The following is a 20,862-nucleotide window of genomic DNA, read 5'->3' on the forward strand; positions in this document are numbered from 1 at the left end:
ACCCGATGCTTCCTCGACAGTCGCATCCTTGCAGCTCAGCGGCACCTTTCTGCTACCAGGGCATCAGCTCAACCAATTCCGCTGAATAGTCGAGGTTGGCTCTGCTCGGACACGTCTCGCCACCAACAATCCAGGCCCGATGCGCGGAAGTCAGTAGCCTCCGTCCGCCGAGGCAATGACGCCAGCTGCGGCGAGCTCCGGCAGGCACGGCCGGACCAACTGCAGTGCCCGGTCCCAGGCTCGCGCGCCGAGATGGTGACGATCAGCCGTAGTGATCGCCTTCGCCCAAGCGCCCGGGCCATCTGGCGGCAGAATCAACCCACCGTCGGCGACCGCCTCGGGGATGCCGCCCCGGTCAGAGCCGAGCGTAGCCACACCGTGGAGTCCAGCCTCGATGATCACCCGGGGGAAGGCGTCTTCCACCTGAGAGGGCACCAGTAGCAGCCGGTGAGAGGCGTACACGGACACCATGTCGTACGTGCGTGGGATGTAGCGGACGTTGGGGTAGTGCATGAACTCGGGGGCGGTGTCCCACCAGCCTTCCACGAGGGTGAAACGCTGTTCGGGGAGCCTTCGGATCAGCTCGTGCACGAGCGCAGACCCCTTCGCGGGGACGGGGTTGACCATGAGCACCCCGTCCCCGGGCGTCCTCCGGTCGCGACCCGCCGGGGCGAAGGGCGGGTAGAAGATCACTGGTTGCGTTCCGGCCGGGCAGTGCGCCCGACCTGCCACGAAGCGCGACGTGGCCAGAGCGACGTGCGGACGACCTTGCAGGACGTTCATACCGGTGGTCGAAACGGAGTGGAGCCAACCGGCCACGCGCGGGCTACGAATCCGGGCAAGGGCTGCCAAATCGTCCGATCCCTCCAGCGAGGTGATCACGAGCTCTGGCGCAAGAGTTCTGACCAGGGCCGTAAGCGCCGTGCACACGCGGTCCTGGCTGACGGCGTGGCAGTCGACGCCGTTCCACCGGTAGCGGATCTGGCCTGCGGCCTCCTCCCAGGGGACGTGGTTGGCATCGAGATGAGTGCGTAGGACGGTCGCCTGGCAGGATCCGTCCCACGGGGCTTGGTGGCTTCCCAGGTAGATGACGTGCCAGCCGGCGCGAGCGAACTCCTCGGCCAGCAGTTGTTGGGAGACCTCCGCGCCGCCGATCAGCAGCGGTGGAGGGGTGCGCCGCCAGGCGAACAGCACCGCAGGCCCGTTCATGCCGCCACCCAGAGGCCGACCAGGGCCTGCACGAGGGCGGCGTTCTCCTCGCGGCTCCCGTCGCTGGGAACGATGGTCACCTCGGCAGCGATGGGGGTGCGGGCCGGGCGACAGAAATAGTCACGGGTGTGGCCGAGAAAGGCGCTGTCGTGGAGGAAATAGTCCGGCTCGACGGCTTGGTGTCCGGCGGCCTTGCGGCGCGAGGCCAGCACGTCCGCGGGGGCGTCGAGGTAGAGGGTGTGGTCGGGTCGCAGGTGCGGCAGTCCTGCGACCCGAACGCGGGCGACATCGTGGACGCCGAAGCCGTACATCTCGTCCAGTGCGTAGGCGTGGGCCAGGAGGGTGTCCACCGACCGGTCAAGGATCACCGGGCCCTGGTGGGAGACCAGGTGCCGGGTGCGGTCGGCTTCGATGCTCATGAAGGTATCGAACGCGGCGAGTTGTTCGGCGGCGGAGGTGGTTGCGGGCCGCGGGATGTCCTCGGCGCGGGGTATGGACTTCACGTAGCAGTCGGCGAAGACCGCTTCCCGCATGTACGGCGCTTCCCTCAGCCGACGGAGGGCGGTGGTCTTCCCCGCGTAGGACGGCCCTTCCACAGCGATGATCACGCGGTGCCTCCCAGGCGGTAGAAGCGTTCGGCGTACGTTCCGGAGCCGTTGTCTCGGCCGGCGGGCAACATGTCGGCGGCGACGGTGTAGGCGTGCCGAATGGGCCGGTACATCTTGGGCGCGGGGTTCATCTGTGATCCGTGCATGTGCAGCAGCGTGAGCTTGTCGAGCACGGCCCCCGTGATGTCTGCAATCTGGGGCGTGAGAGTGTCGCCCGTGCGCTGGTGGAACAGGTGCCGGTCACAGCCTGCGAGCGCGTAGGTGGGCCAGAACGCCACGTCTTCCCAGAACCAGCGGCAGCCAAGCCGCCGAGCCGCTTCGTGCGCCAGAAGGTGGTCCGGGTGGCGCGTCACCGCTGCCGGAGCGATCAACTCGGCCTCGGGGTGTTCCTTGAGCACTTCGGCGAGTTCACCGGTGATCGTGCTCGTGAGCAATTGGGGGTGCGCCCGGTAGGGCGGGTCGGCGTCTTTGTGTCCGAGCGGTACCCGGTCGGCGGCCAATGGTCGCAGAGCCGAAGCTGCCTCCTGATCGCGCAGACGGGAGACTGACTCGACATCCGAGTGGAGCGGTTCCAGGGACGGATGGACGCTGCGGGATCGAGTGAAGACCGTGATGACGGTCAGCGGGCGGGGGTGTGTGAGGAAGTGCCCGGCGGCCGAGAGGACGAAGTCGTCGTGGTGTGGCTCGATCACCACAACCGGTCGGCCCGTTGGACGACGGGCCGTGATGCGGTAGGCGGCACCGGTCAATGGGGCGGTCAGGTCCATGATCTGGCCACCTTCGAGTGCGGCCATCCATGCCTGGTGGGCGCCCAGCAGGTCGGTAGGGAATCTGTAGATGCCGTCGGTGTCCGGCACGGGAAGTTGCGGCACGAGGCGTCTCCTTGTCTCAGCGGACGGTGGTGGTGCGCCAGTGGCGCCAGAATCGCGGCGAGGTCAGGGCCAGGCGGGCAGTGAGCGGGTTTTGCCACCACAACATCCGCAGACTCGACCACTGGTCGTAGCGGCGGGTGGAGGGCCGGACCCGCAGCTCGTCCAGGAGGGCGACGGGAGCGCCGGTACGGTGGCCGTGGCGGGTCAGGCGGGCGAAGAACTCGACATCTTCGCTCATGAAGTAGTCGGTGCGGTAGCCACCTACGGCCTCGAAGGCTTGCCGGGTGCAGAACTGGGCAACACCCTGGGCGCCGCCACGACGAGTGCGGTAGTGATCCCAGTAGGCGCACAGCAGACGAGCAGCCAGCCGGTTCGGTGTATAGAGCGGCGGGATGGCACCACCGGCGGACCCGGTGCGCATCGCATGGGCTGCTGCGTCGATCGCCTCAAGCGGCACGGCGACGTCCGCGTCGGTGAAGAACAGCATCTCGCCCTGCGCCGCATTGGCCCCGGTGTTGCGTACCCGGCCGATTCCGCGGCCGGTCTCGCTGACCACGCGTACGCCGAAGGAGGCAGCCATGTCGGCGGTGGCGTCGGTGCTGGCGTTGTCGACGACGATGACTTCGCCTGGCAGACCGCTGATCCCCTGCCAGTGTCGCAGCGAGGCCAGGACGGTGGGCAGGTAACGGGGCAGGTAGGCGACTTCGTTGTAGGCCGGGATGATGATCGACAAGGCGGTCTGGCTCACGGAGCAGTCCTCTCTGTGCGTACGTCGAGGCTGAGGGCCTGGCGCATACGCGCTGCCCAAAGAGCGCGGTGGCGCCCTTCCCGCTGAGCGGCGTAAGTCCAGCCGCGTACGGCCTGGAACGCGGTGAAGGCGGTCACGAGTTGGAGGTTGACAGGCCGCCCGTAGGCGGCGGCCAGGAACAGCCGGTCGGCGGGTTCGAGCACGGAGCAGGTGACCAGCGTCTGGGCCAGGTCGTACTCGGCCACACACAAGGTGGTGGCCTCGAAGTCCACAAGACGTTCGGGAAGGCGGCTTCTGCCGCTGGTGACCGCGGGGGTAGCTGAGAGGACCGCGTTCTCCAGGTGCAGGTCTCCGTGGCACCACACCATCCGATCTTGGGAGACGCCTTGGGCGATGACCTCCAGCGCAGTGGTGAGCTGGGCGAAGACGGCACGTGGGCAGTGCCTGGCCAGCGCGCTGACCTGGTCGCTGAGGCAGGGTGCCAGCCGGACGCCGCGCGGTGGCGCGATGCTATGAAAGGCGTTCATCAGCAATGCCAGCCGGACGAGCGCCGCAGACTGCGGCATCTGGCCCGCCCGCACAGCGTCACCCAGAGTGCGGGATCCGGCATCGGTGGTGATCACGGCCGTGGTACCGAGCCCTGGGACCGGACCGCTGGCGACGACACCGGGCACGGCGATACGGCCATCGGCGGCGATCGCGTGCAGCAGGCGGGTTTCCTCGGCAGCACCGTGCCGCCGCCCCGCAGCGAACAGCTTGACGATCGTGCGGCGGCCATCGTCCAACCGCACCCGGTAGACGACCGTATCCGTTCCAACGGAGATCCGCTGCACTGCCGCCGGCGCGACCCGCACCAGCGCGGTGCACGCCGACTCGACCGCCGGCGCGCAGGCGGTCCCGGTCACCAGTCGCCTACCAGAGACAGGTGACCTGCGCGCCGCACGTACCGCAGTGTGCGCCGCATGTGCGACCGGTAGGCCGCCACCTCGCTGGTACCGGGGCACGAGGGTAGCCATGGCTTGTGCTCGCCCACGAAGTGCAGCACGCACGCGTCCTGGCAGTCCGCGGGACGGCGCAGCACTCGGCGCACCCAGTCACCGCGCTCCAGGAACCGGCCCACCTCGAACCGGTTAAAGACGGGCGCCACCGGATGCACCCGTCTCGAGGCCAGCAGCCACAGGTTCAGCGCGCACTGATCGTTGTGCAAAATGTGTCGGCGCCCAGCACGAAGCGCGTGACTGACGCCCGCGCGCATCGGTGCAAGCATCTGCCCGGGCGCCCACAGCATCCCTGCGTTGAAGTACGGACGGTCCACCAGGTGCGGCCACCGCTCGGACACACCCGGCAGAGCCCGGCCCCGGCCCACAGCCGGGTTGAACTCGTCCACCACCGCGCCGACCTGATCCGGTGGAAGGCCGTCCAGCGGGACGGTGACATCACCCGTGACGAGGACATCAGCGTCCACGTAGATCAGATACGGCCTGTTCACGAAGCCAGTTGTGAAGGCGAACCGCAGGTACGTCGTCACCGAGATGTAGGCCCCGTCCACCATGACACTCTCGGTGGGCGGTACCTCCCAGCGGATGTCGAAGGAACCAAAACCGCACCGATGAGCCATGTCCGCCATGACCTCCGCGTCCTGTCGGCGAAAGTCCAACGTCAGCACCCGGACGGCTGCTTCCCGCCGCTGTGCGGCGTCCAGTCCGTCGGCCAGGGAGGTCAAGGCCACCAACGACGGGACCAGGTAACGCCGGTCTACACACATCCCTATCGCGTACACGTGCAACCCTCCACAGGTCTCGGCGCCGCAAGCGGTCGCCCAGCATCGGAATCCCGCGATTGGCCGGCTGGGTGTCCGGGGAAGATGACCCGGTGCCGGTCGAGGTCGCCGACTCGGCGAGGACGGTGATGCCCACAAGGTTGATCGTGAGCAGGGCAATGCCAGCGAGGGTGCCGTCCAACGATGGCCTTCTGGCGCGGCTGTGGCGGGTGATCATTCGCCCGCCTTCTGGATCGCGCCAAGGTGCGTTGTCCACTCCATGCCGCCACCGGGCGGCAGCAACCAGGCCACCGGTGCCCCCTTGCCGTTTGGTTCGGGGCACACTGCCCGTAGGAGGCCTGTGCGACCAGAGGCAGCGTCCACCACCTCCAAGCCGATCCACGGGTGTTCGTGATGGCCGAGTCCCACACCCCGTTCGGCGCTCACCGCGCGCTCTCCGGCGGTTGTTCAAGGTCGGCGACGGATGCCCACCACGGCTGTCCCTGACCAGTGGGCCGCAGCAGGACGCGCGTAGGTCGCTGTATCGACGCCGATGCGTTGACCTCCCCCAACTCGTCGCGAAAGAGCTGCACGAACCCCAGCTGCCGACGGCCGGTGTCCAGCACAAGGACGCCGACGGTCAGCCAGGGCGGCACGGAAACGGGTGCGGGCTCATACAGGGTCATGGTCATCGCCATCGCCTCGGTCTCGGGCAGGGGGAAGCGCACAGCACGGCGGTACGGCTGTCAGCCGCAGCCGGCACTCGACGCTTCCGGGGGCTCACTTACCGTGACTCAGGAGCCGGCTCGGGAGCAATAGAATCTGCTGGGAATCAGCCCCAGCAGGGAAATTGGCACATGCCGAAGCAAGCTCATGGCTTCCGCTGCGCGCGCAACGGCTGTCAGGCTGGACACATGTCGGCGACGGCGCGCACATGCGCCAGAAGAGAGGGCACATGGCCGCGAGACCGCAACCAACGGCCAGGCGTATCGGCCTCGGTCACGAACTGCGGCAGATGCGCAAAGACGCCGGTCTCACCATCGCGGAGGCTGCCAAGGGCCTGCGCTTCGATGAGAGCACGCTCCAACGCGTCGAGGCAGGCTGGAAATCGTTCCGGCAGGCTGGGCACCTCCGAGACCTGCTGGAGCGGTACGGGGTCACCGACGAGGACGAAGTCGACCGGCTGGTCGCCCTCCAGCGCGAAGCCTCCAGCCGTGAGTGGTGGACCGGCACCGGAACGACCATGCTCTCGGGCATGCCTCGCTTCCTCGGCGTGGAGTCGGCTGCCCGGGAGATCCGAATCTTCCATCCCACGGTCCTGCCGGGGCTGCTCCAGACCGAGGCTTACGCGCAGGCCGTGCACGAGGCGCACAAGCCCATCGATGAGTCGACCACCGAATTCATCCGCCAGAGCGTGCAGTTGCGCATGAAGCGGAAGGAGGCGCTGACTCGCGACGAGGACCCGTTGAAGGTCTGGGCCGTCGTGTACGAGCCGGCTCTCCGCTACAACCTGGGCGGCGCCGAGACCATGCGGGAGCAGTACGCCGCGCTGGCCGACCTGGCCGGGATGGAGAACGTGACGCTGCAGGTCCTTCCCCAAAGCGCGACCGGCTACGTTGCGTTCCATGATGTCAACATCATGATCCTCGGCGACGGGCTGCCGACTACGGTCCAGACCGACACGGCCTGGTTCACCGTGGCCGTGACCGACAAGCCTCGTGAGGTCGGCCGGTTCTCCCGCATGTTCGACGCGATGGTGGCGGCAGCCCTGCCACCGAGCGACACCACGAAGTTCCTGCACCAACTATCGAGAGAGATCGCAGAATGAGCACTCACCCTGTCGCGGTGGCGGCATCGGACCTGGAGGACGCCAATTGGATCACTTCGTCCTACAGCAACGGCGGGGGCAACTGCGTCGAGGTGGCTGAACTCGCCCACGCCGTCGCCATCCGCGACTCGAAGAACCCCACCGGCCCTGCCCTGACGCTCTCTCGGCATGCCTTCGCCGCTCTGCTCGCCACGACCCGCACGGAAGGGTAGGCACCCAGAGACACCGAGGCAGCCGCCTTCCCCCGATCGGCTAGGGGAAGGCGGCTTCGCCATATCTCACGAGACCAAAAAGCGCTCGTCTGCACGAAGTCTTTGTCACGCAACAAATCGGCCAGGCCGCTCTGAGAGAACATGACTCTTGCAGCGCCACATGCACACCTCAAGGAACCGCTTTTACAGTGCGCAATTTAATGGTGCTTCCTGAGCTGTAGTCTCCGTGCTCCCACTCTTTCCGCAGAAGGTCTACCGCACGCCGGTTTTCGCACGCCGTCACGATCCGGTCTCTCCTTTCTCCGGTTACGCCCGTCGCACGTCCAGGCGCCGCTGCACACGCCTGTTGCCAGTCAACGGAGGTTCGCAGCATGGAGGAAGGCAAGACGCGGCCGTGAGGTGCGATGCGATAGCGGCGTGGCCGTCGGCCACGTCAGGGACGGAGCTGCTGTGGATCAACTGGAGATTCCCGAGGGGTTCGAAGAGCAGAAATGGCGATCACTGGTCCGTCGCGGCCGCCGGGACATGCGGACCAAAGGAATGGCCAACTTCAGTCTGGGAGATACGGCGCTCGAAATTTCACAGACGGACGGCTACGATGAGCAACGGGTGCGCAGCGTAACCAAACTGTGGGCGAGGCAGATCAATTGTCCCTATGAGCAATTGGTCACATACCGGCGCGTTGCCGCCGCCTGGTCACCTGAGCATCGCCGCGAAGACGTCTGCTGGACCGTGCACCAAACGCTGGCCCCACAACCGAACCGGTTCGAACTGCTCGCCAAGGAGCCCTCGGACGACCTGGACGTCGAGGGTCTGGGCCGTTGGCACACCGACGCGGCTTCCCGTGCCCGGCAGAACCTGCCGGGCAGCCCCAGCGGCACCGAGGAGCGCATCGAGCACGTCAAGCACATGCTCCGCAAGACGCCGGAGGCGGCGGCAGCACTGAACGCGCTCTCGGATCGGCCCGACGTCATCGAGGCCGCCTTGGAGTACCCCACCTTCCGACGGGCGTACCGCGAGGCATCCGTCGCGCGCGGTAGCCGCCTGGCGCAACAGGCAGAGACGGTAGCTCCGGAGCCGAGGCTGGCACCTGATACCCCGGCGAGCAAAGGCACCGCGGAAGGGCACACGGCATCGGAGGAGGAATCCCCGCCGTTGGCTGACGTGCGTACAACGCCGTCCTCGGTGCTGCGCGCGATCGGGCTGAGCACCAACTTCGCGGTGGCCATGCAGAGGGCCGTCATCGACCTGCGCGACGAGATGCTGACCACTGAGGACGAAGCAGCGCTCACCGAGAGCATCCGGCGCGTACGCGCAGTCTGCGACTGGTGCGAGCACGTGGTCACCACAGGACAGACGGACATGGACGAGGGGCTCGCCCGGCTCCTGGGAAGTCAGGACGAGCGATGAACTCACCAAGGCGCAGGCGCGCCCCGTCCGACCTCGGCCCGGAGCTGTGGGATCTCGTCGTGGATGCCGGCGATGACGGGATGGAGCGGGAGAAGGCGCTGGAGTACATGAGCCCCGCTCAGTTCGATGTCGCGAAGGCATGGGATCGGGACGTGCTGTGCACGCTCAATCAGGAGTGCTTCCTGTACGCCCTGGGCCGCTACTACGTCACCCAGGACGTGGAGTTGGCGATTCTGGCGCTCAGCCGGGAGGTCGCTCTCCTGCATGGCCGGGCAGTGCGCCTCCACGTCAGCGCCATCCAGCCACTGCCGCCACAGGCACAGAACGACCCGCGTGTGCGCATCGCCCGATCGGCGCTGACCGAGATCATCAACGCCGTCGCTTCGCTCCGCCGAGCGGGCTTCTCCATCGGCACGGCAGCCACTCACGCTGCTGATTGATCAACGCGGCAAGAGGATACCTGCGCGCCGAAGCCTCTCAGCGGCCTCGAAATGGTCCACTTTGAACGCTGCGGCCATCATCGTGTGGACGCACTCCCAACCACGGTGTCACGTCGTCCCCATGCACCTTGTCGACCCGAGGTGCGCAATTACCACGCACCGAAATGGCGTGTGCCCATACCCTCGCACCATGACGACCACATCTGAGGAAGATCAGTACATCAGACGGGTTCTTGCGCTACTGGACCGCGCCAAGGCGTACCAAAACCTCACCGAATCCGACTCCAAGGAGTGGCAGGTGCAGCCCGGCAGTGCCCTCGCCGGGGACGACGCCAAAACCGACCCCTACCAGGTTTCCCACAACGCGTGGATCGCCCTGACCGTGGCGGTGGACCATCTCCACTGCTTCCGCTCTACGTTCGCCAGCAGCCCGCGGGACGATTCGGTTTCGATCACGCTCCACACCCACGGGCAGTACTCGCTGCTACGCGGCGCCTTCGAAAACAGCGCTCGTGCGGTATGGATGCTCGGACCCTCGCAGCGGCTCGTACGTGTACAGCGACGGCTGTGCATGCAGGCGGCCGAGAACAAGAACTCCGACCGTATGAACGGACTACTGAAGCAGCAGCCCAGGTGCCCTCTGAATGTAAGAATGCAGCAATTGACTGACCTCGTCGTCAAGGCAGGAACGAAGCCCGACGACGCCAAGCAGGCCCTCAAGCCAGCAACGTACTCGGAGATCGTGCGCGAAGCAGGGGCTCTGGCCTCGATGCAGGGCACCGAAGCCGAGGTCGTGTGGAGCAGTTGCAGCTCGCTGGCACACGGCGATGTCTACAGCACGTTCAGCGTCTTGGAGCACGACATCGTCGACACTCAAGGACGCGTGAACCTTACGAAGATCACTAGTTCACCCAAGGTGCTGTTCTGGGCCACAGACCGAACTATCGCGATGATGCGACACGGCTTCGAACTGTTCAAAAAGCGTGCCGCCCGTCATCACTGACGCGGGAACCGGTACGACGGTCTCAGGGGTTGGTGTTGGTCGCCAAGCCGATGACAAGCTGAGGCCAGGGCACATCCGGGGCACATGAGCCCGGGAAACTGCGTTGACCCGTGGGAACTACCAAGACGAGTTTCCGCAGGTCAACACACATTTCCGTGCGAAGCCCCAGGTCAGGGCCACGCTGCCGCCAATCGCTCCACGAGTGGCAGGACTTCTCGAAGCGGCTGCACGAGGCGGGGCACCAGCCGTACTGCCTGGTGTGGCCCTGAGCGGGCCGCGCCGCGCGAGCACACCCGGCGGGATCGCGTGGATGGGCGCACACGCCACGACGGACAAGCGTGCCGGCCTGCCCGGGATGCTCGGCGGAATCTCACTCACGTGCGCCCGCGGCGTCGACGCGGACGAGTTCCTCATCGCGCTCGGCGCCGACTTCGACGAGCTCGCCGAGCGCATCCCGTACAAGGACCTCACCCGGCGGTTGGGACGCCTGGACAAGCCCTCGCCCCACGTCAACGCCGTCATGTACGGGACGTGCGGTGACTGGGTCCACGTGCTGGAGGACTGGGGTATGGCGACATGGGCAACCGGCTACCGAAAGGTGGACTCCATGCGGCCCGGCCCGGACGAGGAGGTCGTCTGCGCAACGATGAACTGGTGGAGTCCCCCGCAAACGATCATCCATGCGCCGGGCGACGGCCACGCCTGGCGGGCCGAGTTCGGAGAGGACACCGGCCGGGCGTCCGCCCTGGATGCGGCACTCCAAGCGGCGGGCGCGGTGTTCCCGTCCATCGGGGACACGGACGAAGCCACGGTGGCGGCGTACCACGAGGAGCACGGGGAACGCCTCCCCTCCGCCGTGTTCACAGCCGTCGGCGCCTACTGCGGCCTGTCCATCGACTCCGCGGCTGTCCAGGCCGGCGAACTGCCGTCGCTCCTGATCCCCATGGCCTGACGGGGCTGCCTGCCGAGGGCACCGCTCCCCCCAGGTCGCGCCGGGGGCACATCACGAAGGACTGGCATCCCCTTGGTACAGCCTGCTGTACCACCGATCGGGCTGCTTACGGGATCGGATCGAAGGGCGCCGCTCCCTAGCGTCGATGTCATCGCACACGTCGCTGAAGGAGTCCTCATGACGCACACCGATCCCTACCGTCTCACCCCTGGTGGCAAGCGGGACGACGCACCGGAGCGGACCGGTGGCGGTGCGGGCGTGGTTCGCGCGCTGCTGTGGGTGGTGCTCGTCGTCAGCGTGGTCGGGAACACCGTGGCATCGGCCGTCGGGGGCGGTACGGGCGTGCATCTGGCCGCCGGTGCGGTCACCGTGCTGTGCGCCGCTCTGCTGGTCGTGGGGCGCGTGCGGAGGAACCGGTGAGCGGCTGGGGGTTCGGGGGCTTCGGGCGTGGGGCCGCCGTGCGGACGGCCGAGGCAGCGCGGCCTGCCGTACGGCCGGAGGCCGCGGCGGACGGGCCCGCCGTCGCGTTGAGCCAGGTCAGCAAGGTGTACGGGGGCGGCGTCCGGGCCCTGGACGATGTGTCGCTGACCGTGTGGCCGGGTGCGTTCGTCGCCGTGATGGGGCCGTCCGGCTCGGGCAAGAGCACGTTGATGCACTGCGCGGCCGGTCTTGACTCGCCCACGTCGGGCAGCGTGCGGATCGACGGGCACGAGATCGCCGGGCTCGACGAGACACGCCGCACCGAACTGCGGCGCGACCGCGTCGGGTTCGTGTTCCAGGCGTACAACCTGATCCCGTCGCTGACCATCGCGGACAACATCACGCTGCCGCTGCGCCTTGCGGGCCGGGGCCCGGACCGTGAGTGGGTGCGTGCGCTGGTCGAGCGTGTCGGGATCGCCGACTGCCTCGACCGCCGGCCGGCCGAGCTGTCCGGCGGCCAGCAGCAACGGGCCGCCGTCGTGCGCGCCCTGGCGGCCAGGCCCGCGGTGGTGTTCGCGGACGAGCCGACCGGGGCGCTCGACCTGCACAGCGCCCGCCAGGTCCTGCAACTGCTGCGCGGGCTCGTCGACGAGTTCGGGCAGACCGTCGTGATGGTCACCCACGACCCGGCGGCCGCGGCCTGGGCCCACCACGCCGTGGTGATGGCGGACGGCCGGGTGGTCGAGGCGCTCGACGCGCCGACCGCCGCCTCGCTCGCCGACCGGCTCATCGCGCTCGGGGGACGCTGACTCATGCTGCATCTCGCTCTGCGGATGGCCGCGCACAGGCTCACCGCGCTGATCGCCGTGGCGTGCGCGGTACTCGGCGGCGCCGCTCTGCTCACCGGGACGGGCGTGCTGGCCGAGTCGGGCCTGCGCTCCCACGTGCCGCCGGGCCGGCTCGGCGGCGCGGACGTGGTCGTCGCGGCCGACCAGGAGTTCCACCCGAGCGGTGACCTGCCGATCGCACTGCCGGAGCGCGCCACGCTCCCCGCCGGTCTCGTCGGCCGGCTCGGCAAGGTCGACGGGGTCACCGCGGCTGTCGGCGACATCGGGTTTCCCGCCGCGCTCGTCGATGCCCGCGGCCGTGTGCTGCCGGCCGAGGACCCCGGGGCCTCCGGCCATGGCTGGTCGTCGACCGCGCTGCTGCCGAAGCCGCGGATCGAGGGCCACAGGCCGTCCGGAGCAGGCGAGGTCGCCGTACCCGCCTCGGCCGGTTTCCGGGTGGGCGAACGGGTCCGTGTCGTCACCGGGGACAGCGCGCGCAAGCCGTCCTCCTCCTACCTGGTGTCCGCCGTCGTGGACGCGCCCGGCGCCGGCGTCTACTTCGCGGACGGCACCGCGCGGCGGCTGTCGGGCCGCGAGGACGGGCCGCGGGCCGGGACGGTCGACCTGATCGGCCTGCGTGCCGCGCCAGGCGCCGCGGACTCCGTGGCGGCGGCGGTTCGCGAGCGGGTGGCGGGCACGGACCCGGTGGCGGGCCGGGACCTGAAGGTACTCACCGGCGAGGACCGCGGTACGGCCGTCGCCCCAGGGCTGAGCGCCGCGCGTTCCCTGCTGCTCCTGCTGGCGGGTTCGCTCGCCGGGATCCTGCTGATGGTCATCGGCTTCGTCACCGCGGGCGCGCTGAGCGCGTCGATCGCCGGGCAGCGCCGCGACCTCGCGCTGATGCGCGCCGTCGGCGCCACGCCGCGGCAGATCCGCCGCCTCGCCGCCTTCCAGGCCTCGGCGCTCACGGTCGCCGCCGCCGTGCCCGGCATCGCTCTCGGCTACCTGCTGGCGGGGAGTTTCTCGCAGGTACTCGTCGACCGTGACGTCCTCCCGCCCGGACTGCCGCTCACCGTCAGCCCGTTGCCCGCGCTCGCCACCCTCGTGCTGATGCTCGCCGCCGTGCAGGTGTCCGCACGCTGCGCGGCCTGGCGCACGTCCAGGCTGCCTGCCACCGAGGCGGTCGCCGAGTCACGCAGCGAGCCGCGCACACCCTCCCGCGCCAGGACGCTGACCGGCCTGCTGCTGATCGCGGCCGCGACCGCCTCGGCGGTCACCCCGCTGCTGGTGCGCACCGCGCTGGGCGCCACGTCCGCGTCCATCGCGGGCATCGTGGCCGCGATCGGTCTGGCCCTCGCGGGCCCCGCACTCGTCAAGTCCGCGGGCGGGGCGGCACTGCGGCGCATGCGGCCCGGAGCATCCGCGCCGAACTGGCTGGCGGTGTCGGGTCTGCGCGCGCACGCCCTGCGGTTCTCCGGGGTCATCAGCCCCCTGGCCATGGGCATCGTCTTCGTACTGACGTACACGATGACGCAGACGACGGTGCTGGCGGCGACGCGGCAGGACGTACGGGCCGGCTCACTCGCCCAGTACACACTGAGCGCGCCGCGGCTCGGCGGGGTGCCCGCGGACACGCTGCCGACCGTACGGCGGCTGCCGGGGGTGGTGGCCGCGGAGCCCGTCACCTCCACCACCGCGGTGTGGCAGTACCAGCAGTTCGGCGAGACAACGAGCGAGTCGGCGTCCGCGATGATCCTGCCGCCGGGTGCGGCCGGTGTGCTCGATCTCGACGTGCGGGAGGGGGATTTGACGCGCCTGAAAGGTGCCACGGTAGCCGTGAGCAGCGCGGTCGCCGGTGCACGCGGTGCCGAGCCGGGAAGGCGAGTGCGGCTGCTCCTCGGGGACGGCGCGCGGGTGACGGCCCGGGTCGTCGCCGTCTACGGCCGGGGTCTCGGCTTCGGCCCGCTGGTCCTGTCCCGGGATCTGGCCGCGGGGCACACCACCGTGGCCGCGGCGCAGAGCGTTCTGGTGAGGACCGACGGCAGGCCGGCGACCGAGGACGCGCTCGCCGCGCTGGCCGGGAAGCGTTCCGGCCTGGTCCTGTCGGGAGCGGGTGCGGGGGCCGGTGCGGGGCAGCACACACCGCCCGAGGTGTGGATCAACCTGGCCGTCATCGTGGTCCTGCTCGCCTACCTGCTGCTCTCCATCGCCAACAAGCTGGTCACGGCCACCGTCCAGCGGCGCACCGAGATCGCCGCGCTGCGTCTGGTGGGGACGACGCCCGGTCAGGTGCGCGCGATGATGCGCCGCGAGGCCGCGATGATCGCCGCGATGGCGTGCGGGGCGGGTCTTGTGGTGTCGGCCGTGCCGCTGGCGCTGCTGGGGCAGGGGTTCCTGGGCCGGCCATGGCCCGCGGGCCCCGCCTGGCTGCTGCCGGTCGCCGTCGTCGTCCTCACCGCGACGTCCTTCGTCACCATCGAGATCCCCACCCGGCGGGCCCTGCGCACCCCGCCGGCCGAGGCACTGCGCGCACCGTGAGGGCGCACCGTGAGGGCAGGCGCCGCGGCGTCCCGGTGGCGGCCGCGGGCGTGGGGCGCCCGGCGCCCGGCGCAGGGCGCCGGGCGTCAGGCGTCAGGCGTGCAGGTCGACCACGACCTTCACGTCGTCGCTCTTCTTCTGCAACGCATCCTTGAAGCCGCTCATGGGGACGCGCCGCGTGATGAGGCGCTCCAGCCAGGCGCGGTCGGCGCGGGCGAGCGCGTCGGCGGCCTGTTCGTATTGGCGGCGTGCGGCGTTGACCGTGCCGAACAGGACGGCGTTCTCCAGCACCAGGCTCTTGTTGACCTCGTCGGTGCTGATGGGCACCGCGTGGGTGCCGCCGGAGATGCCCGCCAGGCAGATGACGGCGTTCGGGGCGATGACGTCGGTGAGTTCGAAGACCAGCGGCCCGTGACCCGTGCACTCGATGACCACGTCGGGGCGCAGGCCGGTGTCGCGGGCGTCCCCGGTGTGGAAGGTGGCGCCGAGGTCCGCCACAAGGCCCGGCTTCGGGCCGCTGTCGTTGAGGTCGAGCACGTGGACGTCGAGGCCGCGTTGCATGCCGAGCAGCGCGGCGAGCAGCCCGATGGGGCCCGCGCCGGTCACCAGGGCCGTGCGGGGCCGCCAGGACGCGCGGGAGAAGATGCGTTCCGTCTGCTCCCAGGCCTTGGCGACGACGGACGTCGGCTCGAGCAGGACGCCGCAGTCGCCGAGCCCCGGGTCCACCTTGACGGCGAACTCCGGTTCCACACGCCAGCGTTCCGAGCCGTAGCCGCGTCGCTCCTTGATGCCGCGCTCGGTGTACTTCCCGTTGCGGCAGAAGTCCCACTCCCCGCGCGAGCAGGGCTCGCACGGTACGGGGTCGGGGCGCCGCACGATGCCCACCACGCGGTCACCCTCGGCGAAGGAGCTGCCCTGCGGCGCCCGCAGCACCGTGCCGAGCGATTCGTGGCCGATCAGCAGCCGGTCCTCGCCGGGCGGGGGCGTGCCGTAGCCCTGGTGCACGATGTCGGCGTCCGTGCCGCAGATGCCCAGCAGGTCGCCCTGGACCAGCAGGGCGCCCTCCGCCTCCGCGGGCTCCGCCACGTCCTCGGCCCGCACCTGGCCCACGTCGCCGGGCACCACCGTGATCGCCTTCATTCGTGCCGCCTTCCTCGCCCCGGGGTCTTCGGGTTCCGGCTTCCCGGGATCCCGCACCGCCACACCCGCGACGCGTCGCACCGGGCCATGCGCGCCGCGCCGTGCTCAGCGTCCAGCGTCACCGCTGCCGGGTGGGCACGCAAGCGCGGCGGGCGCCCGGCGGGTACCCGGGAGCTCTCGCGGGTACCCGCAGCGGTGCCGCGGCGCCGTGCGGGAGCGGGACGCGGCTCGTACGCTTGTGTCCGCGAATGCCGAAGGGTCGTGGCGCGGCAGCCCGGGGCCCGGGCGCCCTCGGCGAAGAGCCGCGGTGAGTCGCATCGGAGTGAGCCATGAGCTTCCACACGCGAGAAGCGGTCCGCCTGACCGTCATGCTGGACGACACCGACGCCTGGCACCACAAGCCCATGTGCAGCGAGATCGTCCACCGGGCCCACCGCGCGGGGCTGGCCGGCGCCTCGATCTTCCATGGCGTGGAGGGCTTCGGCGGGCGGCAGGTCGTCCACACGACCCGGCTGCTGTCCATGGCCGACGACCTCCCCGTGGCCGTGATCGTCGTGGACACCGATGAGCACGTCGAGGCGTTCCTGCCGCAGCTCGATGAACTCGGCATCGAGGGCCTGATCACCGTGGAGCCGGTCCGGGTCGTCTGCTTCGGCGACGATGACGAACAGGAGCCGAAGCGGTGACCGTCCGCACACCCGCTCGTCCTACGTCCCCGCTTGCGCCGGCGGCATGAGCCACCCGGCGCTCCCGGCCCCGCGGCGCGACGCCCGCGGTCGTCGGCACCGTCGCGGGCGTCGGCGAGGCGGCCGCGTGATGCCGGGCCCGGTTCTGGGGCGGGCCGGGGCAGCGTCTCGGGCTGAGTCCGGGGAGGGCCGTCGCGGACGCACACGCGCGGACGGGCGTGCACGCGGCTGACCGGGACACGGCGGGGCGGCGAAGCCCCGCGCCGGCCGGCGTACGACACGGGGCGCCGGGGGCGCGCCCGGCACGAACATCGCGGATCCTCTTCCCCAATCGCCTTGCTCCTTCCATGATTTGGTCGTCAATGCCCGGCCGCGGTTCGGCCGTGGGCCGGGAGACGCATAGGAAGGCCGACCACAGGCCTTCTCGTCGCGAAGCATGGAGGAATCATGTCCGCACGGCTTTCCAGACGGCTCGGTTCGGTGACATTGGTGAGCGCCTTGGCGATCGGAGGGCTGGGGCTGACGGCCGGCACCGCCCAGGCGGCCGGCTGCGACAGTCCGCCCCTGGGCTCCATGTGTGTCCACGTCCGCCACTCCAACGGCACCTACGACTGGCTGGGCCCCTGGTACTACTGCGAGGTCCACAACATCGCCCAGAGCGACGAGGTGACCTGGATCAGGGACAACCAGTACGCGGGGACGAAGTCCTGGGCCTATGTGGACCAGAACGGAGGGGGCGCGTCCGAGTCCTTCACAGCGCGCTACTACGCCAGGCCGCCATGGTGGGATGTCGCCGAGATGCCCGGCCCGTACTCGATCAGGGTCTGCTGATTCCGGACGCTCGCCTCGCCGGCGGATCGCTGTGACGTCCCGTCCGCGTCCGGTGTGAGACCCCGGCGGAGTCGTCCGGCCGCGAGGGCGGCGCGGCAGGCCGCCGTCGCCGCCCTCCCCGGCCCGTGCCGCCGGGTCTTCGGCTCCTGGCCCCTGCCCGGCCTCCGCGCCCCGTGCCCGCGGGTCTCATCCCGTCACCCGGCCCGGCCGCATCCGCGGTTCGCCGTGACTTCCCGCAGGCACCGCGAGTGCGACCCGGGTCAGGTCACCCCGGTGTGGCGCCGGTGAGACGGCCGACAGGGCAGGCCCTGCGCGATGGCACGGACGGGCGGTGCAGCTCCTGAAGGACCGCGGGCCGTGACGGGCGTCCCGGTCGCCCGCCGCGTCGGCGGGTGACGCGCCCGGCCTGCCCCGCTTCCTCTGCTTTCACGTAACGGCAGGTCGACCCGCATGTCACAGCCCCGTCTTGACGTCGCGCCGCCTGCAACGGCCGAGCCGACGGGCGATGTCCTATGGAGCAGCAACGCCCGCCGAGCCGGCGCGAGCGGGCGAGACGACACAACCCCCCAGGAGTACCGATGAGCGCCAAGAAGATCGCAGCCCTTGCCCTCACCGTCGCCGCGGCCGGCCTCTCGCTGACCGCGTGCGACAGCGGCGGCCAGCCGAGCGCTTCCGCCGGGAGCAGCACGTCCGCCACCGGGGGCAGCGCGCCTGCGGCCGCAAGCTCGACCGGCGGCAACGGCTCGGGCTCGGACTCCTCCGACTCCGGCTCGGGCTCCGGCTCGTCCAGCTCTGCCAAGGGGTCGAGCAGCGGCAGCAACCTCTCGGCCAAGGGGGGATCGGCGACGTCGGCCACCAAGTGCAAGACGGACGACCTCGGCTTCTCCGTCGCCTCCACACCGGGCTACAAGGACAAGGAGCTGGCCATCACGCTGACGAACAAGGGCTCCCGCACGTGCAGCATGCACGGCTACCCGGGCGTCCAGCTCGTCGGCCCCGACGGCCTGGGCGACAGGGGGCCCAACGCCGAGCGCAACACCGAGTCGGCGACGGCTTCCACGGTCACGCTCAAGCCCGGCGAGGAGACCGGCTTCACCCTGGGCTACATGCCGGACCCCAACAACTCCGGCAAGAAGTACACCCGGCTGGACATCACCCCGCCCGACAACACGGTCTCGGACACGGTGGAACTGCACAGCCTGGCCTTCATCCCCGCCAAGGCCTCCAAGGACATCCGCAGCCTCGTGGTCAACCCGGTCGGCTTCCACTGGGGCACCGGAAAGTAAGCAGACCCGCGGGCGTGGGAGTCGGCGCGGGCGCCCGGCGCGGCGCCGTCCCGGCGCTGCCTCAGGTGGCCGACGCGCGCGAGGCGCGCCACATGGTGTGCTCCCGGCTGATGGCCTCCTCCGCGTCCGCGACCTCCGCAGCCCACGTCTCCTCGTCGTCGATGTGTGTCAGCCGGGCGTGGATGGCGAGCAGTTCGTGGCTCGCGATCGTGTAGTTGCGGGCCAGCGGCTGGTGCTGCTTGGTGCCCAGCCACGCGGCGCCCGCGCCGACGATCGCCGCCGCGATGCCGGACAGGTCCCACGACCACGCGTCGTACGCCCGTGCCAGCGCCAGGGCGATTCCGCAGACCTCAGAGGCGACCAGCACCATCCGCCAGGCCTGCGCGCGCGAGGCGTTCCAGCGGGCTTTGCGGGCGTACCAGTCGTACTGCTGCATGATCCGGGCCGAGAGGTAGCCCTCCTTGCGTGTGGCGAGGTCTTCCGAGCGCAACCGCCGCATGCCCGCGCTCACCTGCGTGGTGACCGGAGGTATCAAGGTGGCCTCGGGGACGGACAGCAGCAGGTCGTTCTGGCGGTGTTTCAGTGCCTCCTCGGCGCCCTCGTCCGAGCAGGTACGCGGAAACGGATGCGCCCCAACGGCGAACCGCCACGCCAGTGTTTTGACGGACTCGGCCACGGCCCTGCCGTTCACCCACTCTTCCTCGGGCCTTTGCAGGGCCAGCCACACCTCGACCATCAACGCGAGCGCGAACGCCACCGCCACGCCGAGTGCGCCGGCCTCGACGCCGGCCACGTGCAGGGAGACGACGCCGACGACGGCGGCGATCAGGGCGAGCGCCAGTCGCAGCGAGGACGCCCTGAGGTAGTGCCGCTGTGCGCGCAGAGAGGCGGAGTCCGCGGCGTGGAAGAGGCCGGGCAGGTCCGCGTCGGACAGTGCGACCGTGCTCGGCGCGCCACCGCCGCCCTGTGCCGGCCGGGGCGGCGGCCCAGGTGTCTGTGTCGGTTCGGACATGCTCGCTCAATGTTCCTTTCCGCGTGGGCTGCGGCCCAGTTCGCCGAACTTCTCACTGAATCGGGTGAGGAAGGAGTACGTGATCCGTCTGCCAGGATGCGGGTACGCGGTGGCGAACGAAACGAACTGCGGTGCCCAGTCCGCGTCGAAGTGCACCGCGCCGCGGATCCCGTACCGGTACCGCCGCCGCCTCTTGGGCGGGGGTACCGCCGGCAGCGGTTGTGGAAGAGCGCCCCGGGCGCGGACGGCCTCACGCAGCTCGGCGTACGCGTTCTCGTCGTACGGGACGAGCAGGATGATCCGCTGCGGCGGGACGTGCACGGCGGCCTGCTCGAGTTCCCAGCGCAGTTGCTCGCCCGGGCCGAGCCCCACCAGCAGCAACTGGGTCGTGGACATGAGCCGCACCACGGTCTCACGCCACCCCGTGTCCGGGAGGTAGACCCGTGACGCCCCGGCGTACGGGAGCCGCTCCCGCGGCCGGCCCACCGCGACCATGGGCCCGAACCACCTGACCGAATGGGCCAGTTGTTCCTCGTCACTCAGCAACGACCTTGCCGGGCCCCCGATGGCGGCGAGCAGCGACGGGGCGAGGCGGGCGCGCTGCGGATCGTCGGAGAAGCTCCGCAGGTACAGGACGAACGGCCCCTCGCCCAGCTCGTCTTCCACCAGAGCCACCGTCAGATGGCGCCGGCCCCTGCGCCGCGTCCATGCGGCGAGGAAGTACAGCGGGACGGGCAGCACGAACGAGGCGGCGAAGACGGCCAGGCCGATCGTCCCGACGGACCGAAGCGTCGTATGGAGGTGTTCGGCCAGCAGCAGGAGGATCACCACCAACCGCAGTGGCCACCCGATCGCCACCAGGACCCAGCCCAGCGGCCGGGACTGGTGTGGCACCGTCACGGTCACCGACGCGCCGTCGCCCCGGTCTCGCCCGTCGCCCATCCACACCCCTCCCCCGCCGCCAGGGCGGCGCGCAGCCGAAGGCGGCCCCCGCCGATCCTCACGCGGGAGGAGGCGCGCGCGCAACAGCCCCCGGCCTGTGGCCGGAGGCGGAGCTGCGGGGGCTCGGGGATACGCGAGC

The 20,862-nt window shown here is 70.0% G+C and carries 22 protein-coding genes; 12 read left to right on the forward strand and 10 right to left on the reverse strand.

Translation table 11 applies throughout. The features are described 5' to 3' along the window. Window positions 1–150: 150 nt before the first annotated feature. From IH48_RS0128905 to IH48_RS0128935, 7 genes are all read right to left on the reverse strand, one after another. Entirely contained in the window at window positions 151–1,209 is a 1,059-nt protein-coding gene (locus tag IH48_RS0128905; protein WP_030911031.1) for a glycosyltransferase, read from the reverse strand. After that, a complete protein-coding gene (locus IH48_RS0128910; protein WP_030911033.1) occupies window positions 1,206–1,817 on the reverse strand; it encodes a dTMP kinase in 612 nt (203 codons plus the stop codon). The genes IH48_RS0128905 and IH48_RS0128910 overlap by 4 nt, the downstream gene beginning before the upstream one ends. Next, a complete protein-coding gene (locus IH48_RS0128915) occupies window positions 1,814–2,689 on the reverse strand; it encodes a PIG-L deacetylase family protein (protein WP_234434417.1) in 876 nt (291 codons plus the stop codon). Before IH48_RS0128915 ends, IH48_RS0128910 begins: the two co-directional genes overlap by 4 nt. A 16-nt stretch (window positions 2,690–2,705) precedes the next feature. Further along, complete coding sequence (locus IH48_RS0128920) at window positions 2,706–3,437, reverse strand: glycosyltransferase (RefSeq protein WP_030911037.1); 732 nt, start codon at window positions 3,435–3,437, stop codon at window positions 2,706–2,708. After that, complete coding sequence (locus tag IH48_RS0128925; RefSeq protein ID WP_030911040.1) at window positions 3,434–4,342, reverse strand: phosphotransferase family protein; 909 nt, start codon at window positions 4,340–4,342, stop codon at window positions 3,434–3,436. The genes IH48_RS0128920 and IH48_RS0128925 overlap by 4 nt, the downstream gene beginning before the upstream one ends. Then, entirely contained in the window at window positions 4,339–5,202 is an 864-nt protein-coding gene (locus tag IH48_RS0128930; protein ID WP_267885333.1) for a glycosyltransferase, read from the reverse strand. Before IH48_RS0128930 ends, IH48_RS0128925 begins: the two co-directional genes overlap by 4 nt. 437 nt (window positions 5,203–5,639) lie before the next feature. Then, the gene (locus tag IH48_RS0128935; RefSeq protein WP_030911044.1) at window positions 5,640–5,924 is read right to left on the reverse strand and encodes a hypothetical protein; all 285 of its coding nucleotides are present in this window, start codon (window positions 5,922–5,924) and stop codon (window positions 5,640–5,642) included. A 227-nt stretch (window positions 5,925–6,151) separates the two neighbouring features. Between IH48_RS0128935 and IH48_RS0128940 the strand changes: the two genes are divergently transcribed. From IH48_RS0128940 to IH48_RS0128980, 9 genes are all read left to right on the forward strand, one after another. Further along, complete coding sequence (locus tag IH48_RS0128940; RefSeq protein ID WP_030911046.1) at window positions 6,152–7,024, forward strand: helix-turn-helix domain-containing protein; 873 nt, start codon at window positions 6,152–6,154, stop codon at window positions 7,022–7,024. Beyond that, window positions 7,021–7,236 (forward strand): DUF397 domain-containing protein, encoded by a 216-nt coding sequence (locus IH48_RS0128945; protein WP_030911048.1) that lies wholly within the window; start codon window positions 7,021–7,023, stop codon window positions 7,234–7,236. The genes IH48_RS0128940 and IH48_RS0128945 overlap by 4 nt, the downstream gene beginning before the upstream one ends. A gap of 450 nt (window positions 7,237–7,686) precedes the next feature. Next, window positions 7,687–8,646, forward strand: a complete 960-nt coding sequence (locus IH48_RS33720) for a DUF6192 family protein (protein WP_037843652.1) — start codon at window positions 7,687–7,689, stop codon at window positions 8,644–8,646. Next, window positions 8,643–9,086, forward strand: a complete 444-nt coding sequence (locus IH48_RS0128955; protein ID WP_030911050.1) for a hypothetical protein — start codon at window positions 8,643–8,645, stop codon at window positions 9,084–9,086. Before IH48_RS33720 ends, IH48_RS0128955 begins: the two co-directional genes overlap by 4 nt. A gap of 190 nt (window positions 9,087–9,276) precedes the next feature. Then, window positions 9,277–10,089: a hypothetical protein gene (locus IH48_RS0128960; protein ID WP_030911052.1), complete on the forward strand. Its 813-nt coding sequence runs from the start codon at window positions 9,277–9,279 to the stop codon at window positions 10,087–10,089. A 310-nt stretch (window positions 10,090–10,399) separates the two neighbouring features. Further along, entirely contained in the window at window positions 10,400–11,041 is a 642-nt protein-coding gene (locus tag IH48_RS0128965) for a hypothetical protein (protein ID WP_199810028.1), read from the forward strand. Between the two features lie 177 nt (window positions 11,042–11,218). Next, window positions 11,219–11,461, forward strand: coding sequence for a hypothetical protein (locus IH48_RS0128970; protein WP_030911055.1), 243 nt, complete (start codon window positions 11,219–11,221; stop codon window positions 11,459–11,461). 38 nt (window positions 11,462–11,499) lie between these two features. Further along, window positions 11,500–12,270, forward strand: coding sequence for an ABC transporter ATP-binding protein (locus IH48_RS0128975; RefSeq protein ID WP_030911058.1), 771 nt, complete (start codon window positions 11,500–11,502; stop codon window positions 12,268–12,270). A gap of 3 nt (window positions 12,271–12,273) precedes the next feature. After that, window positions 12,274–14,826 carry an ABC transporter permease gene (locus IH48_RS0128980; RefSeq protein WP_030911061.1) on the forward strand — a complete coding sequence of 851 codons (2,553 nt, stop codon included), beginning with the start codon at window positions 12,274–12,276 and terminating at the stop codon, window positions 14,824–14,826. 93 nt (window positions 14,827–14,919) lie between these two features. Here IH48_RS0128980 and IH48_RS0128985 read toward each other — a convergent pair whose 3' ends face one another. Beyond that, complete coding sequence (locus IH48_RS0128985) at window positions 14,920–15,966, reverse strand: glucose 1-dehydrogenase (RefSeq protein ID WP_030911064.1); 1,047 nt, start codon at window positions 15,964–15,966, stop codon at window positions 14,920–14,922. 329 nt (window positions 15,967–16,295) lie between these two features. Between IH48_RS0128985 and IH48_RS0128990 the strand changes: the two genes are divergently transcribed. From IH48_RS0128990 to IH48_RS0129000, 3 genes are all read left to right on the forward strand, one after another. Further along, window positions 16,296–16,652 carry a DUF190 domain-containing protein gene (locus tag IH48_RS0128990; RefSeq protein ID WP_030911067.1) on the forward strand — a complete coding sequence of 119 codons (357 nt, stop codon included), beginning with the start codon at window positions 16,296–16,298 and terminating at the stop codon, window positions 16,650–16,652. A gap of 447 nt (window positions 16,653–17,099) precedes the next feature. After that, on the forward strand, window positions 17,100–17,483 hold the full coding sequence (locus tag IH48_RS0128995; RefSeq protein ID WP_158710366.1) for a hypothetical protein: 384 nt from the start codon (window positions 17,100–17,102) through the stop codon (window positions 17,481–17,483). A 578-nt stretch (window positions 17,484–18,061) separates the two neighbouring features. Beyond that, the gene (locus IH48_RS0129000; protein ID WP_030911073.1) at window positions 18,062–18,769 is read left to right on the forward strand and encodes a DUF4232 domain-containing protein; all 708 of its coding nucleotides are present in this window, start codon (window positions 18,062–18,064) and stop codon (window positions 18,767–18,769) included. Window positions 18,770–18,830: 61 nt separating this feature from the next. On the opposite strand, the gene IH48_RS0129005 is transcribed toward IH48_RS0129000, so the two are convergent. Both IH48_RS0129005 and IH48_RS34585 read right to left on the reverse strand, forming a co-directional pair. After that, entirely contained in the window at window positions 18,831–19,781 is a 951-nt protein-coding gene (locus tag IH48_RS0129005; RefSeq protein WP_051840808.1) for a DUF4231 domain-containing protein, read from the reverse strand. 6 nt (window positions 19,782–19,787) lie between these two features. Beyond that, window positions 19,788–20,723 carry a hypothetical protein gene (locus IH48_RS34585; RefSeq protein WP_051840810.1) on the reverse strand — a complete coding sequence of 312 codons (936 nt, stop codon included), beginning with the start codon at window positions 20,721–20,723 and terminating at the stop codon, window positions 19,788–19,790. Between the last annotated feature and the right edge of the window lie 139 nt (window positions 20,724–20,862).

Source organism: Streptomyces sp. NRRL F-5126, assembly GCF_000721265.1.
Taxonomy (GTDB): domain Bacteria; phylum Actinomycetota; class Actinomycetes; order Streptomycetales; family Streptomycetaceae; genus Streptomyces.